Annotated in this window: 21 protein-coding genes and 1 tRNA gene; 14 read left to right on the forward strand and 8 right to left on the reverse strand. The window is 42.5% G+C overall.

All coding sequences use genetic code 11. The features are described 5' to 3' along the window. Positions 1-249 precede the first annotated feature (249 nt). The gene (locus tag SYN7509_RS29160; RefSeq protein ID WP_009631758.1) at positions 250-3,069 is read left to right on the forward strand and encodes a PAS domain S-box protein; all 2,820 of its coding nucleotides are present in this window, start codon (positions 250-252) and stop codon (positions 3,067-3,069) included. Here the strand turns inward: SYN7509_RS29160 and SYN7509_RS0210260 are convergent. Beyond that, complete coding sequence (locus tag SYN7509_RS0210260) at positions 3,044-5,491, reverse strand: glycosyltransferase family 39 protein (protein ID WP_009631757.1); 2,448 nt, start codon at positions 5,489-5,491, stop codon at positions 3,044-3,046. The genes SYN7509_RS29160 and SYN7509_RS0210260 overlap by 26 nt on opposite strands. Further along, positions 5,481-5,696 carry a PDDEXK-like family protein gene (locus SYN7509_RS30985; RefSeq protein WP_084610651.1) on the reverse strand — a complete coding sequence of 72 codons (216 nt, stop codon included), beginning with the start codon at positions 5,694-5,696 and terminating at the stop codon, positions 5,481-5,483. The genes SYN7509_RS0210260 and SYN7509_RS30985 overlap by 11 nt, the downstream gene beginning before the upstream one ends. A 33-nt stretch (positions 5,697-5,729) precedes the next feature. Here SYN7509_RS30985 and SYN7509_RS0210265 point away from each other — a divergent pair, with 33 nt between their 5' ends. The 6 genes from SYN7509_RS0210265 to SYN7509_RS25615 are packed head-to-tail and all read left to right on the forward strand — an operon-like array spanning position 5,730 to position 7,764. Next, on the forward strand, positions 5,730-6,431 hold the full coding sequence (locus SYN7509_RS0210265; protein WP_009631756.1) for a DUF433 domain-containing protein: 702 nt from the start codon (positions 5,730-5,732) through the stop codon (positions 6,429-6,431). Next, positions 6,418-6,654, forward strand: a complete 237-nt coding sequence (locus tag SYN7509_RS25600; RefSeq protein WP_051482568.1) for a PIN-like domain-containing protein — start codon at positions 6,418-6,420, stop codon at positions 6,652-6,654. Before SYN7509_RS0210265 ends, SYN7509_RS25600 begins: the two co-directional genes overlap by 14 nt. A 50-nt stretch (positions 6,655-6,704) precedes the next feature. Beyond that, entirely contained in the window at positions 6,705-7,055 is a 351-nt protein-coding gene (locus tag SYN7509_RS25605) for a transposase (RefSeq protein ID WP_009630203.1), read from the forward strand. Next, a complete protein-coding gene (locus SYN7509_RS30665; RefSeq protein ID WP_009630204.1) occupies positions 7,009-7,209 on the forward strand; it encodes a hypothetical protein in 201 nt (66 codons plus the stop codon). The genes SYN7509_RS25605 and SYN7509_RS30665 overlap by 47 nt, the downstream gene beginning before the upstream one ends. After that, positions 7,184-7,528, forward strand: coding sequence for a transposase (locus SYN7509_RS25610; protein WP_038020903.1), 345 nt, complete (start codon positions 7,184-7,186; stop codon positions 7,526-7,528). The genes SYN7509_RS30665 and SYN7509_RS25610 overlap by 26 nt, the downstream gene beginning before the upstream one ends. A 41-nt stretch (positions 7,529-7,569) precedes the next feature. After that, complete coding sequence (locus SYN7509_RS25615; RefSeq protein ID WP_051482569.1) at positions 7,570-7,764, forward strand: hypothetical protein; 195 nt, start codon at positions 7,570-7,572, stop codon at positions 7,762-7,764. A 124-nt stretch (positions 7,765-7,888) separates the two neighbouring features. Here the strand turns inward: SYN7509_RS25615 and SYN7509_RS0210290 are convergent. From SYN7509_RS0210290 to yqeK, 5 genes are all read right to left on the reverse strand, one after another. Beyond that, positions 7,889-7,962 (reverse strand) — tRNA-Met (locus tag SYN7509_RS0210290). A 39-nt stretch (positions 7,963-8,001) separates the two neighbouring features. Further along, a complete protein-coding gene (locus tag SYN7509_RS0210295; RefSeq protein ID WP_009630607.1) occupies positions 8,002-8,955 on the reverse strand; it encodes an asparaginase in 954 nt (317 codons plus the stop codon). A 42-nt stretch (positions 8,956-8,997) separates the two neighbouring features. After that, positions 8,998-9,498 (reverse strand): CGLD27 family protein, encoded by a 501-nt coding sequence (locus SYN7509_RS0210300; RefSeq protein ID WP_009630608.1) that lies wholly within the window; start codon positions 9,496-9,498, stop codon positions 8,998-9,000. Next, on the reverse strand, positions 9,495-9,956 hold the full coding sequence (gene rsfS / locus SYN7509_RS0210305; protein ID WP_009630609.1) for a ribosome silencing factor: 462 nt from the start codon (positions 9,954-9,956) through the stop codon (positions 9,495-9,497). The genes SYN7509_RS0210300 and rsfS overlap by 4 nt, the downstream gene beginning before the upstream one ends. Before the next feature lie 75 nt (positions 9,957-10,031). Then, positions 10,032-10,670, reverse strand: coding sequence for a bis(5'-nucleosyl)-tetraphosphatase (symmetrical) YqeK (yqeK, locus tag SYN7509_RS0210310; RefSeq protein ID WP_009630610.1), 639 nt, complete (start codon positions 10,668-10,670; stop codon positions 10,032-10,034). Positions 10,671-10,705: 35 nt separating this feature from the next. Between yqeK and SYN7509_RS0210315 the strand changes: the two genes are divergently transcribed. The 6 genes from SYN7509_RS0210315 to coaE all read left to right on the forward strand — a co-directional run bounded on the left by SYN7509_RS0210315 (position 10,706) and on the right by coaE (position 15,345). Continuing rightward, positions 10,706-11,476 carry a 7-carboxy-7-deazaguanine synthase QueE gene (locus SYN7509_RS0210315; protein ID WP_009630611.1) on the forward strand — a complete coding sequence of 257 codons (771 nt, stop codon included), beginning with the start codon at positions 10,706-10,708 and terminating at the stop codon, positions 11,474-11,476. A 190-nt stretch (positions 11,477-11,666) separates the two neighbouring features. Further along, entirely contained in the window at positions 11,667-11,945 is a 279-nt protein-coding gene (locus SYN7509_RS27580) for a hypothetical protein (RefSeq protein ID WP_148297970.1), read from the forward strand. Beyond that, entirely contained in the window at positions 11,926-12,060 is a 135-nt protein-coding gene (locus tag SYN7509_RS31290) for a hypothetical protein (protein ID WP_255327298.1), read from the forward strand. The genes SYN7509_RS27580 and SYN7509_RS31290 overlap by 20 nt, the downstream gene beginning before the upstream one ends. A gap of 82 nt (positions 12,061-12,142) precedes the next feature. Further along, positions 12,143-13,234 carry a threonine synthase gene (gene thrC / locus SYN7509_RS0210325; RefSeq protein WP_038020906.1) on the forward strand — a complete coding sequence of 364 codons (1,092 nt, stop codon included), beginning with the start codon at positions 12,143-12,145 and terminating at the stop codon, positions 13,232-13,234. A 10-nt stretch (positions 13,235-13,244) separates the two neighbouring features. Beyond that, the gene (gene cobA, locus SYN7509_RS0210330) at positions 13,245-14,741 is read left to right on the forward strand and encodes a uroporphyrinogen-III C-methyltransferase (RefSeq protein ID WP_009630614.1); all 1,497 of its coding nucleotides are present in this window, start codon (positions 13,245-13,247) and stop codon (positions 14,739-14,741) included. Next, the gene (gene coaE / locus SYN7509_RS0210335) at positions 14,731-15,345 is read left to right on the forward strand and encodes a dephospho-CoA kinase (RefSeq protein WP_009630615.1); all 615 of its coding nucleotides are present in this window, start codon (positions 14,731-14,733) and stop codon (positions 15,343-15,345) included. Before cobA ends, coaE begins: the two co-directional genes overlap by 11 nt. Here coaE and SYN7509_RS0210340 read toward each other — a convergent pair. Next, positions 15,317-16,717: a TldD/PmbA family protein gene (locus SYN7509_RS0210340; RefSeq protein ID WP_009630616.1), complete on the reverse strand. Its 1,401-nt coding sequence runs from the start codon at positions 16,715-16,717 to the stop codon at positions 15,317-15,319. The genes coaE and SYN7509_RS0210340 overlap by 29 nt on opposite strands. A 145-nt stretch (positions 16,718-16,862) precedes the next feature. Between SYN7509_RS0210340 and SYN7509_RS0210345 the strand changes: the two genes are divergently transcribed. After that, positions 16,863-18,479 carry a DUF2079 domain-containing protein gene (locus tag SYN7509_RS0210345; protein WP_009630617.1) on the forward strand — a complete coding sequence of 539 codons (1,617 nt, stop codon included), beginning with the start codon at positions 16,863-16,865 and terminating at the stop codon, positions 18,477-18,479. Positions 18,480-18,562: the final 83 nt, after the last annotated feature.

The following is an 18,562-nucleotide window of genomic DNA, read 5'->3' on the forward strand; positions in this document are numbered from 1 at the left end:
TGAAGAAAAGTTACTTAAGCATTGTTATTTTTAGTCAAGAGAATATAAAATTTTTGTTATAAATTTGATGTTTAATTAAAAAATACAGTAAAAGCTTAATAATAAAAAAGAGCCAAGAAGCTAGTTTTAGCTAAATTTCAAAAAACTTGAGCTAGATAATTTAAGGCTAATCTAAAAATATTGTGAAAACTAGCAAGTATATTGAACTCCAGCGCGAACTTTATTTAACAAAGGTGAAAGGTATAGAAAGTGACAATACAAGACATCGCCCTTCAACCGCAAATAGAAGAAAAGCTCAAGCTATACAAACAAATTATTACCAATGACGACGATGGAATTGCGATCGTCGATCCACAAGGGTATTACTTAGAACAAAATCCGGCTCATCGCTTACTGTTGGGTTATTCTGACGAAGAACTTAAAGGTAAAAACCCCATAATTCATTTAGGAGAAGTAGAGTTTACGCTGATAATGGCGGCGCTAGAAAAAGGCGATACCTATCGAGCCGAAACCTGTAGTATTGCCAAAAATGGGCTATTAGTAGACATTGATTTATCAGTTTTTTCCGTGCGTGATAGTACAAATCAACTATTGTGTCACGTAATAATTGTCAGAGATATAAGCGATCGCAAGCGCCCTGAAGCAATCCAGAGAAGTTGCGATCGCTTATTAGGGGGAGTAGCCGCAGCAACCAATCATTTACTGACGATTGCAGATTTTCCGACAGCTATTAACCAAGCTTTGGCAACTTTGGGTAAAGCTTGCGGTATCGATCGCGTGTATATTTTTGAGAGTGATGGCGATCGCCTTTCTAACCAAAACTCAATTAACCGAAGTTTTGAGTGGTGTCAGTTTTCGGTGGAATCGCAAATTAATCACATTGAAAGTAAAAACTTACCCCACGCCAGCTTATTTCCCCAGTGGTATGAAACTCTAGCAAGCGGTAAGCCGATTAATAGCTTAGTTCAAAACTTTTCGCCCTGCGTAAGCGAAATATTAGCAACACAAAATATTGTTTCTATACTACTAATCCCAATTTTGATTGCCGATGAATTGTGGGGATTTATTGGGTTTGACGACTGTCATAGAGAAAGATTGTGGACAGCAAACGAACAATCAATATTATCTACAGCCGCAGCTAGTATTGGCAATGTAATTGTTCGCCAACGGGCAATAGACGCATTACATCAAAGCGAACAAAATTATCGCTCCTTAGTAGATAACCTCAAAGAAGTAATTTTTACTACAGACGTAGCAGGTTGTTGGACATTTTTAAATCCAGCTTGGACAGCAATTACAGGTTTTGGAGTAGAAGAAAGTATTGGCAAAAACTTTGTTAGCTACGTTTATCCTAGCGATCGCCAAATTAGTTTAAATTTAATTAATTCGTTAATTGAACTCCAACAAAGTCATTGCCGTTGTCAACTTCGTTATTTAACTATTGATAGCAGTTATTGTTGGGTAGAAATTTATGCCCGCTCCATAATTGATATGGAAGGTAACATTATTGGGATCACAGGTACGCTGAATAATATTACCGAGCAAACATCCGCAGAAGTTGCTTTAAGCAAAAGTGAAGCAAAAAATCGCGCTTTATTAGATGCAATTCCTGACGTAATATTTAGGTTTAGCAGTGACGGTACGATAATAGATTTTAAAGCATCTAAAGATATGAATTTATATGCCCAAACTGGTGAATTTATCGGCAAGAATATTCGGTCAGTATTGCCTATACAATTAGCTCAAGAAACCATATTTTGTATAGAAACAGCTATCATTACCGGAGAAATCCAAGCGATTGAGTATCAATTACTAATTAAGGGTAAAACGTGCGATTATGAAGCCCGGATTGTTGCTATTGGCGATGAAGAAGTTATTAGCATTGTCCGAGATATTACCGACCGCAAACAAATAGAAAGCGCCTTGCTAGAAAGTAAAGAAGCAGCCGTTGCCGGAAGTCGTGCAAAAAGCGAATTTTTAGCAACGATGAGTCACGAATTGCGGACACCCCTCAATGCTATTTTGGGATTATCGCAACTACTACAGCAAGAAATTTTTGGGAAAGTCAATCCCAAACAAAAAGAATATATAGACTGTATACATAGCAGTGGCGAACACCTTTTAGCCTTAATTAATGATATCCTCGATTTATCTAAAGTAGAAGCAGGGAGAGAAGAATTAGCGCACCTACCATTAGATATTAAAGAGTTGAGTGAGGCTTGTTTGTCCTTAATTCGCGATCGCGCCACAGCTAAAGAACTACAAATAATTTATCAAATCGATCCCCAAATATCAAATTGGGTTGGTGACGAGCGGCGCATCAAACAAATGTTGCTAAATCTACTGTCTAATGCCGTTAAATTTACATCTATAGGTACAGTATCTCTACGAGTACAAAAAGTCCGCTCAGGTATAACTTTTACGATCGCAGATACAGGGATTGGAATTGATGAAGCCCAACTCAAGTTTTTGTTTGAACCATTTAAACAACTCGACAGCCGTTTGAATCGACAGTACGAAGGGACAGGTTTAGGGTTAGCATTGACCCGCAAATTAGCCCAGTTGCACGGTGGTGATGTAAAGGTACAGTCAACTTTAGGAAAAGGTAGTCAATTCACCTTATTTTTGCCGAATAAAGTTACAGATTCAGTATTACTTGTCAACGATTTATTTAAAGAACAACAGCAACCTCTAGTCCAAGAACCCAAGCGGATTTTAATTGTAGAAGACGACGAATGTACCGCAATGTTGCTGCAAGATTATCTGGAAGCAATTGGTTATGAAGTTGAGTACACCGCAGAAACCGCCAACTTTTTAGAGCGAGTTCAACACTTTCAACCTCATTTAATATTATTAGATGTCCAACTACGAGATGATGTGACAGGATTAGAATTGCTTAGTTATTTACGGAGTTCTTCAGCTTTGCAAGCAATACCTGTCGTAATGGTAACTGCAATGGCGATGGTAGGCGATCGCGATTTGTGTTTAGAAGCGGGCGCAAATGACTATCTTAGTAAGCCTTTTGGCATTCCTCAACTAGAATCTATTTTAATGCGCTACCTAAATTAGCAGTGTTGGCTTTGTATTGTTGAAAATAGTCCCAAGCGGGAAAAAGTTTTCCTTGCATCAGCGCCGCAATAGTATGAAGGGCATGAAGTTCGGGCAATTTGGAATTGAGAGAAATTGCTTTAAGTACAGCTTTTTCCGCTAAATAGGGTTGAAAGTTGTAGAGACGGACAAACGCCAGATAAGCGTAGGCGTAGGGATTTTGGGAGTCTAAATTTGTTACTTGCTCAAAAGCTGCAATTGCCCCATTTACATCTCTTTTCAAGGCTGCTGCTAAAGCTAAAGCATAAGCCCAATGGGGATCTTTCTGGGGTGATTTTAAGCGATATTGCATAGCTAATATTATTTGCTGCAAGTAGTCTTGAGTAGGATCGTACTGATTAATTCGCGCAACTTCTGCAAACAGATGTTCTAGCGCCGGAGTTCCTTGAGATAATGTCGCCGCCAAGACCTGTAATTGAGTAATTAAATCTAATTCTGGGGCTGCTGTAGGGGCGCTTAGGGGGTTGATTTCTAAGCTTACTGGTAAAGAAGGCAAAAGATAACTTTCGCCTGAATCCTTGTTTAAATAAGTGGCAGTTAAAGTATAGATTCCTGGGGGCGTATTTTTTGGCGGTAACATAGCGCTAGTTTCAGTTACTTTAAAACTGTTATCACTGTCGATCAGGCTATATAAGTTACCCAAACCAATGGCGCGATCATTTAGCCAGCTTATTTGATTAGTATTGATTTGATGCCAATTGAGCAATACTAGCCCCGATTTTAACTTTTTCCAGTCACCACTCCACTGATAAGTTACTGGAATCGTTACACCAGGCGGCGCACTACTAGGTACAGTGACTTGCAACTCTACTTTATCTATTTTTGCTCCCATCGGTTCTACTTTTACTTTTGGTAAGCGGCGATGATAAAGCTGCAAACTACTGTTATCAGGTAAACGCCAGCTTTTTTGTAATTGCAACTCTGGCGAAGTCTCCACTTCTTTTGCTATTAGGGTTTGAGTATCGGAAATTGAACCTTGATCGCCAGTTTTGGTCAAAAACCAGTCAATAGAGCGCCCATCTTGTCTAACTTGGTTTTTTCTAGTTCCTACTTGACGAGCGTAAACTTGAAAATGCTCTAAAGCCCCAAAATAATTAAAGTTATGTTGATTGATTTGGGCAGTAGAAGGCAAAACGCCCACTGTAGAGCGTAAATAAGGTTCTGTTTGCCTGATTTCAGCAATTACCTGACGATGAGGTAAATTAGTCTTAAAATCAGCGTAATGCTGCCCGTAGGGACTCAATACCTCTATCCATTTTCCCCCTAGCGGAAACAAATTAAAAATCATTAATAGCGCCGCCAAGCCCACTGTAACCACACGAATCGGCTTTTGCCAACGCCCGCGCCAGCTCGTCAATCCATAAGCCAAAAACAGCGCCACTACAGGCAAATAAGGCAAAACATAGCGACTATCTTTGTTTACATTTACTGACCACAGAAAATAAGCGCCTACCCAAAAAACCGCCAACCATTTAAAACTATCTTGGGGGGTTTTTCTAAATCGCCATCCCATCAGCAAACCCACTATTGGCACGATTAACAATAGCCACGAAACTTGAATGGGTAAAACTTGCCAGTAATAAGTCCATGCGCCAATTGTATTTAAAGCCGGGTCATTTTCGGCGATCGCACTATCAATTGTTGCCCGTTTACCTGTGGTCAGCACAAATAGCCAATTGACTCGATACCAAGCGCCACAAACTAGAAACGAAACTAGCAACGCTCCAACTAGCTGCAATAATCTACCCCAAAGGCGGCTTTTAATTGTCTCTACTCCCACCCAAATTATTGGGATCAGCAAAAAAAATATTGCTGTCTGTTTTACTAGCAGCGCCACACCCAAAGCAACCCCAAAAGCAGCCCACCACCAATTTTGAGTTTTTCTACCACGCCAAACTGTCAAACACCAATAGCTCAACGTCACCGCCGCCGTTAGCGGAAAATCAAGCAAAAAATCTAATCGCAGTTGATAAAAAGCCGGGAATATTTGACACAATAGCGCCGCCCCTAAGCCAACTTCCACCGAAAATAGCTCCACTCCTAACCCATACACCGCAACGATGAGAATGCCATTAAATAGCACGTTGACAAGCATAGCTTGGTCTTGCCCCGTACCAAAAATCTGTTGAATAGTTGCCGCCGCCATATAAGTAAAGGGGGGGATTTTACTTGAAAGCAGCCAAAAACTCCGCCACCACCGACTATCGAACCATTGAGGATTTTGTAAGGCTTGGTGATAGTTTAATGTTCCTGTTAAGTAATCTGCCTGATCCCAACTAGGGATAGAGCGATCGCATTTCAGCCATAATATATCTACAATGGCGATCACTAACCAAAGAAGCAAAAGTATTCCTAGATGATATTTTTTTATCTTAGTCACCATAAGTAGCATTCAATATACAGTTTCCTTTGCCTGAAAAGTGCGAGCGATCGCAATCTTTCTTTTGTATAGCCCACTGCAATATTAATTCCCAAGCATCACGATAATTTGCAGAACGAGGCTTTATTTGTCGCTTCTGAGCTTCTACCAAATGAATCTCGCTACCATACCCAATAAATATATCTAAATGTCCTGTGAATATAGTCAATAATGAAAATGACTATCTCTGGCAGGCACACTTATGGTCAAACTTTACGGAGAAACTGACCCTAGAAACATCCCCACCTACTCCTTTAGTGATGCTGCCCGTTATTTACGCATTCCAGCAGTCACAATTCGATCTTGGACAGTTGGACGGCGCTATCCAACTTCAAGCGGTTTCAATTTCTCCAAGCCAATAATCGCAATTAAAGAGCTTAAACCAAGTCTTCTTTCCTTTACCAACTTAATTGAAATTCATATTCTTAGAGGAATTCGCAAACACCATAAAATTCAATTAGACAAGGTACGAGCCGCCTTAGATTACATCGATGAGCAATTTCCAGTACCTCACCCTCTAGCTACTGAAAAGTTTCAGACTAATGGCGTTGACCTGTTTATTGAAAAATATGGTTCTCTTATCAACGCTTCTAAGCGCGGACAAACGGAGTTAAAAAATGTTCTTAATGCTCATTTGCAAAGAATTGAGTTAGATGATAGTGGGCTTGCCATTAGACTTTATCCCTTTACTCGCTCTCACGAAGAAGATAATCCTCGCATAGTCGCTATCGATCCCCGAATTGCCTTTGGTCGTCTTGTTATTGCTGGGACAGGAATTTCTACCAGTGTTTTAGCAGAGCGTCATCAAGCAGGAGAGTCAATAAACGAACTGTCTTATGACTACGACTGCGATAGCCTCAAAATTGAGGAAGCTATTCGCTGCGAACTGCGTGCTGCTGCATGACACAACCTCAGTCAATTACCTTTTTCATCGATCGCGATGTCTAGGTAAAAAATTCATTGTAGAAAGGCTCAAGAGTGCAGGCATCAGCATCGAAATTCATGATGACCACTTTGCCCCAGATGCTCAAGACGTAGACTGGATTCCAGAAGTGGGTAAAAAAGGTTGGGTTGTTTTGACGAAGGATGCGAGGATTGGAAGAAATTCATTGAACCTATCCCACTAAGGTTAAAAATGTGATAATGTAGTTCTCAGATTGATTAAGCTACATGGGATATGGCTGGAAAATTTGAGGGATTGAGCGATTTAGAATGGAAACTGTTTGAGGATGTGATGACAGAGAAAGGAGAAAAGCGGGAACGAGGAATGCCCCATGCGCCTTTTCGTCATGTACTGAACACCTTAATGTATGTATTGATTACGGGTTGCCGATGGTGTGATGTGCCGAAGGGAGAAATTTGGGCATCGAAAAGTTCAGCACATCGATGGCTAATGCGTTGGCAAACGGATGGAACGTTGGCACAATTACAAGCACGGATACTAGGAATCGCATCAGAGAAAGGATTAATTAACTGGAACTATGGCGCGGTGGACGGGTCTTTTTCCCCCTGGCAAAGGCGGTGGTGAGGATGTTGCTTATGGTTATAAGGGCAAAGGGATTTTAATTCATACTCTCACTGACGGTAACGGGATGCCGTTGTCTAATACGACTACACCAGCTAATGGTAGTGAACGCCAGCAAGTAATGACGCTAATTGACCGCAACGCCAGTCAAAAATAATCAACCTGGTAGACCCCGTAAACGAGTCAAAGTGCTGGCGGCGGACAAAGGCTATGATTCAAAAGATTTGAGAAAGGCTTTGCGTAAGCGTGGTATTAGACCACAGTTGCCAAAACGAACTCGCAAAACAAAGAAAAATCGGGGTAGACCAATTAAAATCTCAGTCCCTCGCTTTCAAATCGAGCGTTGTTTCGCATGGTTTCAACGGAAATACCGTAGGCTCGTTGTTCGATGGGAGAGAATCTCTGCCTGTTTCAATGCCTTTGTTACTCTTGCAACAATTCACATCTGGATTAACAGAATTCTGTTAGTGGGATAGGTTCATTAGAAAAAATTGCTGTTGTCCGCACTCAGATTAAGATGTTTACCCTTGCCTCCCAAAGCTTATCAGGACAGGACATGGCTGAAATTTTTCTCAAAGCGATTGTACCAATGCAAGAATTTGTTTGGGAGCATTCCGCTCCATTTATTGCCAAAGTCCATAGCGATAACCGCGTCACCCTTTGGAAGGACAATAAGGAGTTATTCGCAGAATTGCAGCGACTTTTAAGCTGACCGCCAAGATAACGGCAAAATGAGACACGTTGTAAAATCAACGTTTCAATCTTATTAATAATATTAATCTCCTTAAAACAAAACCCTGCAACTATAAATTAGTTGCAGGGTTTATTTGTTCTAATGGCGGGAAGTGGATTTGAACCACTGACCTTCGGGTTATGAGCCCGACGAGCTACCAGGCTGCTCTATCCCGCGTCGCCTTTCTTACTATAACACTATTTTTAATAATGGCAACTAAAGAATAGATAATTCGCCAATTACTTCCAAACGCTTGAATTTTCCCAGAGTCATAAAGCTTTCTGTCAAAATTTCTGCCACACTAGGATCGATCCAGCCCATTTGTTGTAATACATGAATAGCAACAGCGTACTTAGCCCGTTTTGCCCCATCCATGACTTTAATTGCTATTCCCATTCCTTCGCCAGTTCTACCAATACACTGCACTCCCTCGGCTCCAGCTTTACTGACAAGTTCTCCCTCCGTTAAACGCATCAGTTCGGTGTCAAATTCCCCTGTTCCCGCTACCATTGTTGGGTGATGAGTCATCGCGCGGACAATTCGCTCCATATCTAAATTTTGCCCCGAAGCCAATTGCGCGTACAAAGCTGCCATTTGCCCCAACTGCAACAAATAGGTTGGCGCTCCACAATCATCGTGAGCGTGAATAAACTCGGCGGCGGGCATTTTTAGTAACTCGGCAACTTTACCAAAAATTAGTTGCTGTACCGGATGATTGTGCTGTAAATAAGTATTTAAAGGCCAATGCCGTTGTTGACATACTGCCAGCATTCCGGCGTGTTTGCCAGAGCAGTTGTATTGTAAGCGGCTGCTTTTACCTTCGGGTATGGGACATTGCAGAATCGAAGCATCAATATCTGAGCGCCACAAAATATTAAAGACTTGGCGCACCTGCTCGATTGTACCTTGGTGGGAACTACAAATAATTGCTAAATCGCGATCGCTCAATTCGTATCGCTCCAAAGTTCCGGTTGCTATGACGCTTAAAGCCTGAAATGGTTTGAGCGCTGAACGCACAAAAGTAGCAGTTTCCGAATTTCCTGCTACTGACAAAACCCTTCCCCGGTCATCACAGACGACCGCTTGGACTTGATGCCTTGATTCAATAATGCCTTCGCGCAGTAACCTGACTTCAAGTTCCGCCGCTTGTGTTCTTTTTCCCCTTGTCATGGGTAAAATGTACCATTTACCAGAGACATTTGGGCTAAATTTTTATAAAAAATTCCAAACTACAGTTCCAACCAATAGCAATAAGACTAAACTTATAAAACTTTGCGCGATTCTTTGTAAAATTGGCTGAATTTGGTAAGTGGCAATTAATAAGTCACGGGATTTAACTTCTTCTGGTTTAGTCCAAGTTTGCCCATCGTACCAGCCGGATTCTTCATAAAATATTGTGGTGGTGGTAAGGCGACTTTTTATATACGACCATCCCAAATACATTCGCACCAATACAAGCAATACGCCTACGCTTGCCCCCGCACTACCGCACAGAATAAATTGTATTATCTGTTTGTGAGGGGCAAAGCTAGCCGCCGCCACTGGGCCGGCGATTATCCATGACAGACCCCAAATCCAAACAAGTTTTGTAATATACTGCTGCCAACTTAGAGTACAAGTTTTAAAAAAACCTGCCGCTTTCAATTCCTCGTACTCATTTAATGGCTGTTGTTCGGTAGGTACAGGGCAAATATAAGGCGAAGACTCAATCATTCTTCTAACTCCCTGGGAGGATTTTCAATGTTATCGGGCAAGTCAACTCTCCGTGCGTGACCCCAAAATGCTTCTAAATTGTAATATTCTCTTTCTTTGGGCATCATGATATGCACCATGACATCGCCGTAGTCTTTTAGTACCCAACTTCCCTCAGCTTGTCCTTCGGTGCGGATGGGGAGGCGGTTTAATTGTTCTTCTACTTGGTCTTCGATGGATTGGGATATCGCTCTTACTTGGGCTTTAGAATAGCCTGTAACTAAAACAAAATAATCAGCTAAAAAAGAGACTTCAGCGACCCCTAACACTATCATATCTGCCGCTTTGCGATCGGCGGCGGCGGCAGCAGCTATTAACGCTAATTCTCGGCTTTCTGCGGGGCTTTGGGCAGCAGGGCGGGTATTTGTAGCAACAAGTGTAGACTGAGATTGTAAATTAATTTGGGAATGATCTGTCATTAAACCTCAAAGGCTGATAGTTTTTAAGTCAAAATAACGAAAAGTTTTTTCTGCATCCTAACAAAAATTAGGCGTTTATGCAGTTGTTGGCGGTGTAGCCAGTTGCTTTTTTTGGGCTTTTTGCAAAAACCAATTACGAGTTGCAATGGTTCGGGGATGGATTAAACAATGAGTTTCAAGGAGAAATTTGAGCGAATAGTCGCAGGTTTGGAATAGCGCTTTATCTAAATTTTGGTAACAAATCTTTCGCAAATGCTCTAATTCTGGAGTGTTACCGCGACCTGGTTCTAAGGTATCTGCCAAAAATACAATACAACTAAGTTCGTTCATCCCAGGTTGACCTAAAGTATGATTTACGATCGCATTTAACACATCGTTATCAGTTACTTTAAAGGTATCTCTAGCCACAATTGCGCTGACATCTGCGTGTAGTAAGTGAGGAGTAGCAGCGCTTACAGGGTCGATTTCTAATCCGGCTATTTGAGCTATTTCTAAAAGCTTTCGCGGCTTAAAGTATTTAGCCAAGTCGTGCAGCAAGCCAGCTAGGGCAGCTTTTTGTTTATCTACTTGGTAATAAGTTGCCAAGTCAATAGCCATTTGTTCTACGGCTAAAATATGCTTGATGCGTGACGGGGGAACGTTATCGGCTAACCAATTTAAAACTTGTTCGCGGTCAATGGTACTAGACTCCAAGCTATGGTTGAGAGGTAACACTATAAAAGTTTTTGTAAGATTTATTTTTATTCTAAATGAGTAATAAAACAGCTAGACTAATCGAAGTTTTTTCCGCTATTCAAGGGGAAGGACTAAATGTTGGTACTCGTCAGATATTTATCAGGTTCGCAATTTGTGATTTGCGATGCAATTACTGCGATAGCGCCCATACTTGGGTAGCACCTTCAGAGTATCGAATAGAGGCGCATCCTGGATTGCGAGACTTTGAAGTATATTCCAATCCTGTACAACTAACGACTTTGCTAGAGTTTGTTAAACGGCAAAATGTTCCACTATTGCACGATAGCATTAGTTTGACTGGGGGCGAACCACTTTTACACGCACCGTTTTTGAAAGAGTTTCTACCAGAAGTGCGAAGCCTAACTAATTTACCAATTTACTTAGAAACTGGCGGACACCGCCCAGAACAACTATTAACAATCTTGCCTTACTTGGATGCGGTGGGGATGGATTTAAAATTGCCTAGTGTAAGCGGTGAAAGTCATTGGCAATCACACGCCCAATTCTTGCAGTATTGTTATGACTCACAAACTGAGGTGTTTGTCAAGATAATTATTTCAAGTCAAACGCAGGTAGAGGAGTTAGAAAAAGCGGCAAATTTAGTCGTGGAAGTTAACCCAGAAATAATTATATATCTGCAACCAGTAACGCCTTTAGAAGTGAGTAAAAAACAGATGTTTGCGCCAACTCCTGAGCAAGTTTTGAGTTGGCAAGCCTTAATGAAAAAGTTGATAAAGCAAGTCCGGGTTGTACCGCAAACTCATAAGATGTTGCAGCAGCTTTAAAAGGGCGATCTCATTTCCTCAAGGGAAATGAGATCGCCGTCCAGGAATGCTTGAGTATCAAGGCTGATAGTATTTGTGGCGTGCAAACAATACTAACGTTTCATGCTTTTTCTTAAAAGCATGATTAAACGATCTCAATAGTTGCTTAGAGCAATTTCATATCAACACGCTGCCAAGTATGCGCCATTTTATGGCTCGAATTGCTCACGAAAGCGGCGGGCTGAAGTATTTAAAAGAGTTTGCCTCTGACGACCAGTACGAAGGAAGACTTGACTTGGGGAATATAAAAACTGGGGATGGTAGGCGCTACAAAGGCGGTGGGGCGCGGCAAGTAACTGGGAGACACAACTATCAAGCATTGTGCAACTACTTAAACAATCCGCGCGTTATGGAGGGTTGTTTAAGTAGTTGCAGCCGTTTTACCCTTCACAGCTTCGGGTTATTGGTGGATGCGAAACTCTATAAATAGCTTGTGCGCTCTTGTCGCAAAAGTTGAGAAAGTAACTCGTCGCGTCAACGGTGGCTATAACGGACTTGCCGATCGCAAAAACTATTATGCGATCGCATCCTCGGTAATCGGCTAATTTCCCTGGGGATTCGCTGTACACTAAAAACAGTAAAAGACATTAGGCTTTTGCCCTATTGCTTATCAATTCCCCCGATCGAATGACGACTTTGAGCCTGCCCCTAACATCTTCTCCTCAATCCTGGTCTGGACTGATTGAAACTTACCGTCCATACCTACCCGTAACCGATAAAACCCCTGTTATTACCTTATTAGAAGGAAACACGCCCTTAATTCCCCTTCCCGCCCTCCAAGATCGCATCGGTAGACAGGTGCGAGTTTGGGCAAAGTATGATGGTTTGAACCCGACCGGAAGCTTCAAAGATCGGGGCATGACTATGGCAATTTCCAAAGCAAAAGAAGCTGGAGCCACTGCCGTAATTTGTGCGAGTACCGGAAACACCTCCGCCGCCGCCGCCGCCTATGCCAAACGAGGGGGAATGCGGGCTTTTGTGCTGATTCCTGAAGGTTATGTTGCTTTGGGGAAGTTGGCGCAAGCATTGCTATACGGAGCAGAAGTATTGGCAATTAAAGGAAACTTTGATCGAGCGCTAGAAATAGTCCGAGATATGGCAACCAATTACCCGGTAACGCTAGTAAATTCGGTTAATCCTTACCGCTTGGAAGGGCAAAAAACCGCCGCTTTTGAGGTGGTGGAAGTTCTAGGGGATGCTCCCGATTGGCTGTGTATTCCGGTGGGAAATGCCGGAAATATTACTGCCTACTGGATGGGATTTTGTGAATATCATTCAGTGGGAAAATCTACTCGCTTACCTCGTATGATGGGCTTTCAAGCGGCGGGCGCATCGCCATTAATTACCGGAAAACCTGTAGCAAATCCCGATACCTTAGCCACAGCAATTAGAATTGGTAATCCCGCTAATTGGCAAAAAGCGATCGCAGTTAAGGAAGCAAGTCAAGGAGAATTTAACGCAGTTACAGACGAGGAGATTTTAGACGCTTACAGGTTATTGGCTTCGGAAGAAGGCATATTTTGCGAACCCGCCAGCGCCGCATCGGTAGCAGGATTGTTGAAGGTTAAGGGCAAAATTCCTACCGGAGCAAAGGTTGTCTGCGTGTTGACGGGAAATGGCTTAAAAGATCCCGATACAGCAATTAAACACAGTCAAAACTCTTTTCAGCAAGGGATTGAGCCAGAAATTCACACCGTTGCTAAAGCGATGGGATTTTAGGTTATTGGCTATGACGGAGGGTAAAGTTTATTTAGTTGGTGCGGGGCCTGGAAATGTTGATTATCTGACAGTGCGATCGCACCAGCTATTGCAACAAGCTCAAGTGCTAATCTACGATGCCTTAGTGGATAGTCAATTGTTGCAACTTGTACCGCCAGAATGTCACAAAATTGATGTCGGTAAACGTGGTGGGAAAAGTAGTACGCCGCAAATAGAGATTAATCAGTTATTGGTAGAGCATTGTCAGCTAGGCAAACAGGTAGTCCGGCTCAAAAGTGGCGATCCATTTATTTTTGGTCGTTGCACTGCCGAAATAACCGCGCTGAAAGCCGCTAATTGCAATTTTGAAGTAGTACCAGGGATATCCTCGGCTTTGGCTGCTCCTTTATTATTAGGCATTCCGCTAACCGATCCGGTTTTGAGTCGCTGTTTTGCGGTATTTACGGCACACGAACCCGACGAATTAGACTGGGAATCCTTGGCACGAATTGATACTTTGGTAGTGTTAATGGGAGGGCAACATTTAGCAGAAATTGTCGCTCAATTAGAACGCCACGGAAAATCGTTGAATACACCAATTGCGATCGCTAGGTGGGTAAGTTCTCCCAAGCAAAGAGTATGGACAAGCGATTTAGCCCATATAGTCGCCCAAACTAAAGAAATTTCTTTAACTCCTGTGGTGATGATTATTGGGGAAGTAGTTAAGTTACGCACCTATCTCCAACCTTCACCGCTTCCCTTAGCTGGAAAAACAATTTTAATCACCCGCGCGATGGGACAATCAAGCGGCTTTAGCAACTTATTACAGCAACAAGGCGCAACGGTAATTGAAATGCCAGCAATAGCAATTGTTCCGCCAACAAATTGGGAAGCTTTAGATCGGGCGATCGCCAATTTGCTAGAATACGATTGGCTGATTCTCACTTCGGCTAATGCTGTGGAGTATTTTTTCGAGCGGTTAGCAAATCAAAATAAAGATGCGCGAGCAATAGCTGGGGTAAAAATTGCTGTAGTTGGCGAAAAAACTGCCCAAAGTTTAAAGCAATACGGTTTAAAACCTGACTTTATCCCACCGGAATTTGTCGCCGATGCGATCGCACGTCATTTCCCAGAATCCCTAAAAGCTAAAAAAGTGCTGTTTCCCAGGGTAGAAAGTGGGGGACGGGAAGTGTTAGTTCAACAATTGAGCGCCAAGGGTGCGGAAGTCGTCGAAGTAGCGGCTTATCAATCAAAGTGTCCAGAAAACTTCGATCCTATTGCGTTAGAAGCCTTGCAAAAGGGCGCGGTAGATGTAATAACCTTTGCTAGTTCAAAAACTGTCAAATACTTTCATCAACTCTTAACGGCGGCTGGAGGGGCTAATTTAGACAGAGTTTGTATTGCGTCTATTGGACCCCAAACTTCAAAAACCTGTCAGCAATTGCTAGAAAAAGTAGATATAGAAGCGACAGAATATACGCTAGAAGGATTAACTAAGGCAATTGTCTACTGGGCAGATGAACAGTAAAAATAATCGCCGTTTAATTGGCTTAACTGGGGGCATTAGCACGGGTAAAAGCACCGTCAGTAAGTATTTAGAGACAAAGTACAAATTACAGATTTTGGATGCGGATATATACGCTAGAGACGCGGTTAAAATTGGCTCTCCGGCAATAAAGGCGATCGCCTCTCGTTATGGTGAAAGTATATTGTTAGCCGATGGTAGTTTAAATCGGCAGCAGTTGGGAAGTATTCTTTTCAAAGATGCTTCCGAGCGTCAGTGGTTGGAAAAACAAATTCATCCTTACGTGCGTAATGCTTTTGAAAAGGAAATCGATAATTCTAACCCAGACATTGTAATCGTTGTACCGTTACTCTTTGAGGCGGGGATGACCGATTTGGTTACAGAAATTTGGGTAGTGTATTGCAACCCCCATCAACAACTAGCAAGATTAATGGAGCGCGAAAGTTTAACGCCAGAAGCCGCTCAATCTAGGATTAACAGCCAAATGCCCCTAAAGGAAAAATGCGATCGCGCTGACCTAATTTTAGACAACTCCTCTAGCCTCGAATCTCTATTTAAGCAAGTAGACATAGCAATGCTTAATCCTCCTCCGCTTCCCCGCCAATGACTACATCCCGAATCCGCAAACTAGGGCTGCCACAACCTACCGGAAGCCCATTTTGTCCGCCTTTGCCACAGCCGCCGGATTCATCCCAATAAAAATCATCTCCTATGTCTTCAATATCTGCCAGCGTTTGAAATACATTCCCCGACAAAGTAACGTCTCTTACAGGCTCTGCTATCTGTCCGTTGCGGATCATCCAAGCTTCCCCAGCGCTGAAGGTAAACATTTCACCATTAGTCATCCCTCCTAACCAATTACTGGCATAAACTCCTTCTTCAATATCACTAAATAAGTCAACAACAGGAGTTTTGCCCCGCTCAATCCAAGTATTGGTCATGCGGACAATGGGCGCATAGTGGTAATTGAGACACCGAGCATTCCCTGTAGGTGCTTCTCCCAACTTCCCCGCCGTCTCCCGCGAATGCAGTCTACCAACTAATACACCGTCTTTGATTAATTGCGTTGTAGTTGCAGGCGTACCTTCATCATCATAATAATAACTACCGCGATGCCCTGGAGGAGCCGCGCCATCAAATATTTGCAGTTCTTTAGGCCCAAAGCGCCGCCCTAAGCTCATAACTTCGAGCAAATCGGGGTTTTCGTAAGCCATATCAGCCTCCGAAAGATGACCAAAAGCCTCATGGACAAATAAGCCCGACAAAATTGGATCGATAACTACAGTATAGGTATTGCCTTTAACCGGAGGCAAAGATAGTGCTGCTACGGCTCTAGTTGCCGCACTCAAAACTTGCGATTCTAAATTAGTCAAGTCTTCGTAAGCCTTGCGAGAACCAATAGTTTCCCGCCCCGTTTGGACGGTATCGCCATTTCGAGCGGTAGCTGCAAAACGCATCTCCATATCTACCCACGATTGCTCGATTAATGTGCCTTCGGAAGTGGCTAAAACGACTCTTTGCACGGTGTCGCCATAGCGGACAGAAGTAGTAGTAATTAAACCGCAACTTTTGAGAATTTCACTATAGAAGTCGCATAGTTGTTTTTTTGCCGCCAAAGAAACATGGCGCGGATCGGTTCCTGTTAACGGGACAAAACAAATATCTTGACAGGGTTCAATTTGGGCAAGTATTGTTTCCGTATCTCCAACAATTCGAGCAGCAGTGACAGCTTCCTCAATTCGAGATTCTATGGTGGATAGTTCATTAAAACTACTCAAACCCCAGCCGCCTTTATAGCAAGCTCGAATTTGTCCGCCAATAGATAAACCTTCGCTGAGGGTTTCTATTTTGTCGCCACGCCGTAAAATATCTATTCCCTCGGCTTCCTCTAAACGAATAGCTAAATAATCTACTTTAGAGCGATAGCGGGCGATTAAGTCGGCAAGCAAGTTTTGGGCATCAACAACCGCGTTCGGCATATAAAAACTGATAAACTGCCTCTATTTTGCAATGAATCTGGTCGCAGTTACTATTAAAAATTCAGGTGTTGTAATTTTCGGCTCATTCTCCTAGGCTGATAAAATTAAACTTGCTTTCTACTTTCATCGGGGCTAGGAGTAATTAATGTTAGGGAAATTGCGGCAACAGCCGAGTTTATGGCTAGTTACCAAAGTAGCAAGTATTTTTTTTGTCTTTTGTCTAATATTTATTCTGCATCGCTACTACACTTTTTACGCTTCTTTCGATCAAGGCATTTTTAATCAAGTATTTTGGAACGGCACTCACGGGCGAATGTTTCAAAGTTCGCTTTCTTCTAGCCTTTCTACCAATGTCGTCCATAATAGCGAAGTTCCAGAGGTGTTTTATCACCGTTTGGGGCAACACTTTACCCCCGCTTTGTTGCTTTGGCTACCGCTTTACGCCTTAATTCCTTCTCCTGCTACTTTATCAGTTTTGCAAGTAATTTTAATTACGGCGGCGGGTTTTGTTCTCTATGCTTTGGCAAGACACTATTTAGAACCGCCGCTTGCGGCGATGATTGCTATTAGCTTTTATGGAGCTAATGCGGTAATTGGGCCTACACTGTCCAATTTTCACGACCTAAGTCAAATTCCCTTATTTGTGTTTAGCTTGCTTTGGGCAATGGAAAAACGCAAGTGGTGGCTATTTTGGCTGCTCATAGTCTTAACCTTAGCCGTGCGTGAAGATAGCGGTGTAGTGCTATTTAGCCTTGGTTTTTACTTAATTGTCAGCAAACGCTATCCCCAAATTGGGTTAATGGTTTGTACTCTCAGTTTGAGTTATATGTTGGTATTGACTAATGCGATCATGCCGTTATTCTCTGATGATATTTCGCGGCGGTTTATGATCGAACGCTTTGGACACTTTACCGACCAAGAGGAAGCCACTACTTTAGATATTATTTGGGCAATTGTCAGTAAACCGTGGCAATTGTTGATGCAGTTATTTTCCCCTTGGGACGACAAAATAAAGTATTTACTCGGTCATTGGTTGCCTTTAGCTTTTATCCCAGCTATTTCGGGCGCAGCTTGGGTAGTGACAGGGTTTCCTTTACTGCAAATATTTTTACAGCAAGGCGAATCAAGGTTAGCCATTACAATTCGCTATGCTTTAACGGTAGTTCCGGGGTTATTTTATGGTGCAATACTTTGGTACGCTCATCACCCTAAACAGTTTAAGCCATCCTTTCAACGCTTTTGGTGTGCTTGCATTTGTTTATCGTTAGTATTTACGCTGACTTCAAACCCTAGTCGGACTTTTTATTTTCTGATTCCCGACTCAATTCAACCTTGGGTACATATTTCCTTACCGCAACAATGGCATCATGTTCGCCAAGCACGGAAACTCCTAGCGCAAATTCCCTCTGGTGCTAGTGTATCTGCAACTACCTATCTTGTCCCTCCGCTTTCTAGCCGCCGCGAAATTGTCAGATTTCCGATGTTGCAATTGCGTAATGATGCCAGGGAAGTTGTAAGTTGTGAGTATGCGATCGCCGACTTGTGGCAATTGCAACAGTATCAAGCAGCTTTTAAGGGCGATCGCCAGTTACTGATAGACAGTGTTAAGCTAATTAATCAAATCGTGGGCGATCGCCAGTACGGGATTATCGATTATACCGAGGGTATAGTATTGCTCCAAAAAGCTGCTTTATCCTCCAATCAAGCAACGGCGGCATGGTTTGCTTATCAAAACCAACTCAAAAAACTTGCCCGATTCTAATCCTAAGTATTAATTAAATCCAAAAAAAAGTTCAGTAATTACACTTGCCGTATTCGCTGTTCGTATAGCTTTAAATCAATATA

This window comes from Synechocystis sp. PCC 7509 (assembly GCF_000332075.2).
In the GTDB taxonomy this organism is placed as follows: Bacteria; Cyanobacteriota; Cyanobacteriia; order Cyanobacteriales; family Chroococcidiopsidaceae; genus Aliterella.

Bases quoted from the DNA above. Each gene is read 5' to 3' on its own strand.
- thrC (WP_038020906.1), top strand. From the start codon at position 12,143: ATGACGACTTTGAGCCTGCCCCTAACATCTTCTCCTCAATCCTGGTCT.
- SYN7509_RS25615 (WP_051482569.1), top strand. From the start codon at position 7,570: ATGTTTACCCTTGCCTCCCAAAGCTTATCAGGACAGGACATGGCTGAA.
- SYN7509_RS31290 (WP_255327298.1), top strand. From the start codon at position 11,926: ATGCGAAACTCTATAAATAGCTTGTGCGCTCTTGTCGCAAAAGTTGAG.
- cobA (WP_009630614.1), top strand. From the start codon at position 13,245: ATGACGGAGGGTAAAGTTTATTTAGTTGGTGCGGGGCCTGGAAATGTT.
- SYN7509_RS27580 (WP_148297970.1), top strand. From the start codon at position 11,667: ATGGCTCGAATTGCTCACGAAAGCGGCGGGCTGAAGTATTTAAAAGAG.
- SYN7509_RS0210345 (WP_009630617.1), top strand. From the start codon at position 16,863: ATGTTAGGGAAATTGCGGCAACAGCCGAGTTTATGGCTAGTTACCAAA.
- SYN7509_RS30665 (WP_009630204.1), top strand. From the start codon at position 7,009: ATGGCGCGGTGGACGGGTCTTTTTCCCCCTGGCAAAGGCGGTGGTGAG.
- SYN7509_RS0210295 (WP_009630607.1), bottom strand. From the start codon at position 8,955: ATGACAAGGGGAAAAAGAACACAAGCGGCGGAACTTGAAGTCAGGTTA.
- SYN7509_RS0210260 (WP_009631757.1), bottom strand. From the start codon at position 5,491: ATGGTGACTAAGATAAAAAAATATCATCTAGGAATACTTTTGCTTCTT.
- SYN7509_RS0210300 (WP_009630608.1), bottom strand. From the start codon at position 9,498: ATGATTGAGTCTTCGCCTTATATTTGCCCTGTACCTACCGAACAACAG.
- coaE (WP_009630615.1), top strand. From the start codon at position 14,731: ATGAACAGTAAAAATAATCGCCGTTTAATTGGCTTAACTGGGGGCATT.
- SYN7509_RS0210340 (WP_009630616.1), bottom strand. From the start codon at position 16,717: ATGCCGAACGCGGTTGTTGATGCCCAAAACTTGCTTGCCGACTTAATC.
- rsfS (WP_009630609.1), bottom strand. From the start codon at position 9,956: ATGACAGATCATTCCCAAATTAATTTACAATCTCAGTCTACACTTGTT.
- SYN7509_RS25605 (WP_009630203.1), top strand. From the start codon at position 6,705: ATGGCTGGAAAATTTGAGGGATTGAGCGATTTAGAATGGAAACTGTTT.
- SYN7509_RS0210315 (WP_009630611.1), top strand. From the start codon at position 10,706: ATGAGTAATAAAACAGCTAGACTAATCGAAGTTTTTTCCGCTATTCAA.
- SYN7509_RS0210265 (WP_009631756.1), top strand. From the start codon at position 5,730: ATGGTCAAACTTTACGGAGAAACTGACCCTAGAAACATCCCCACCTAC.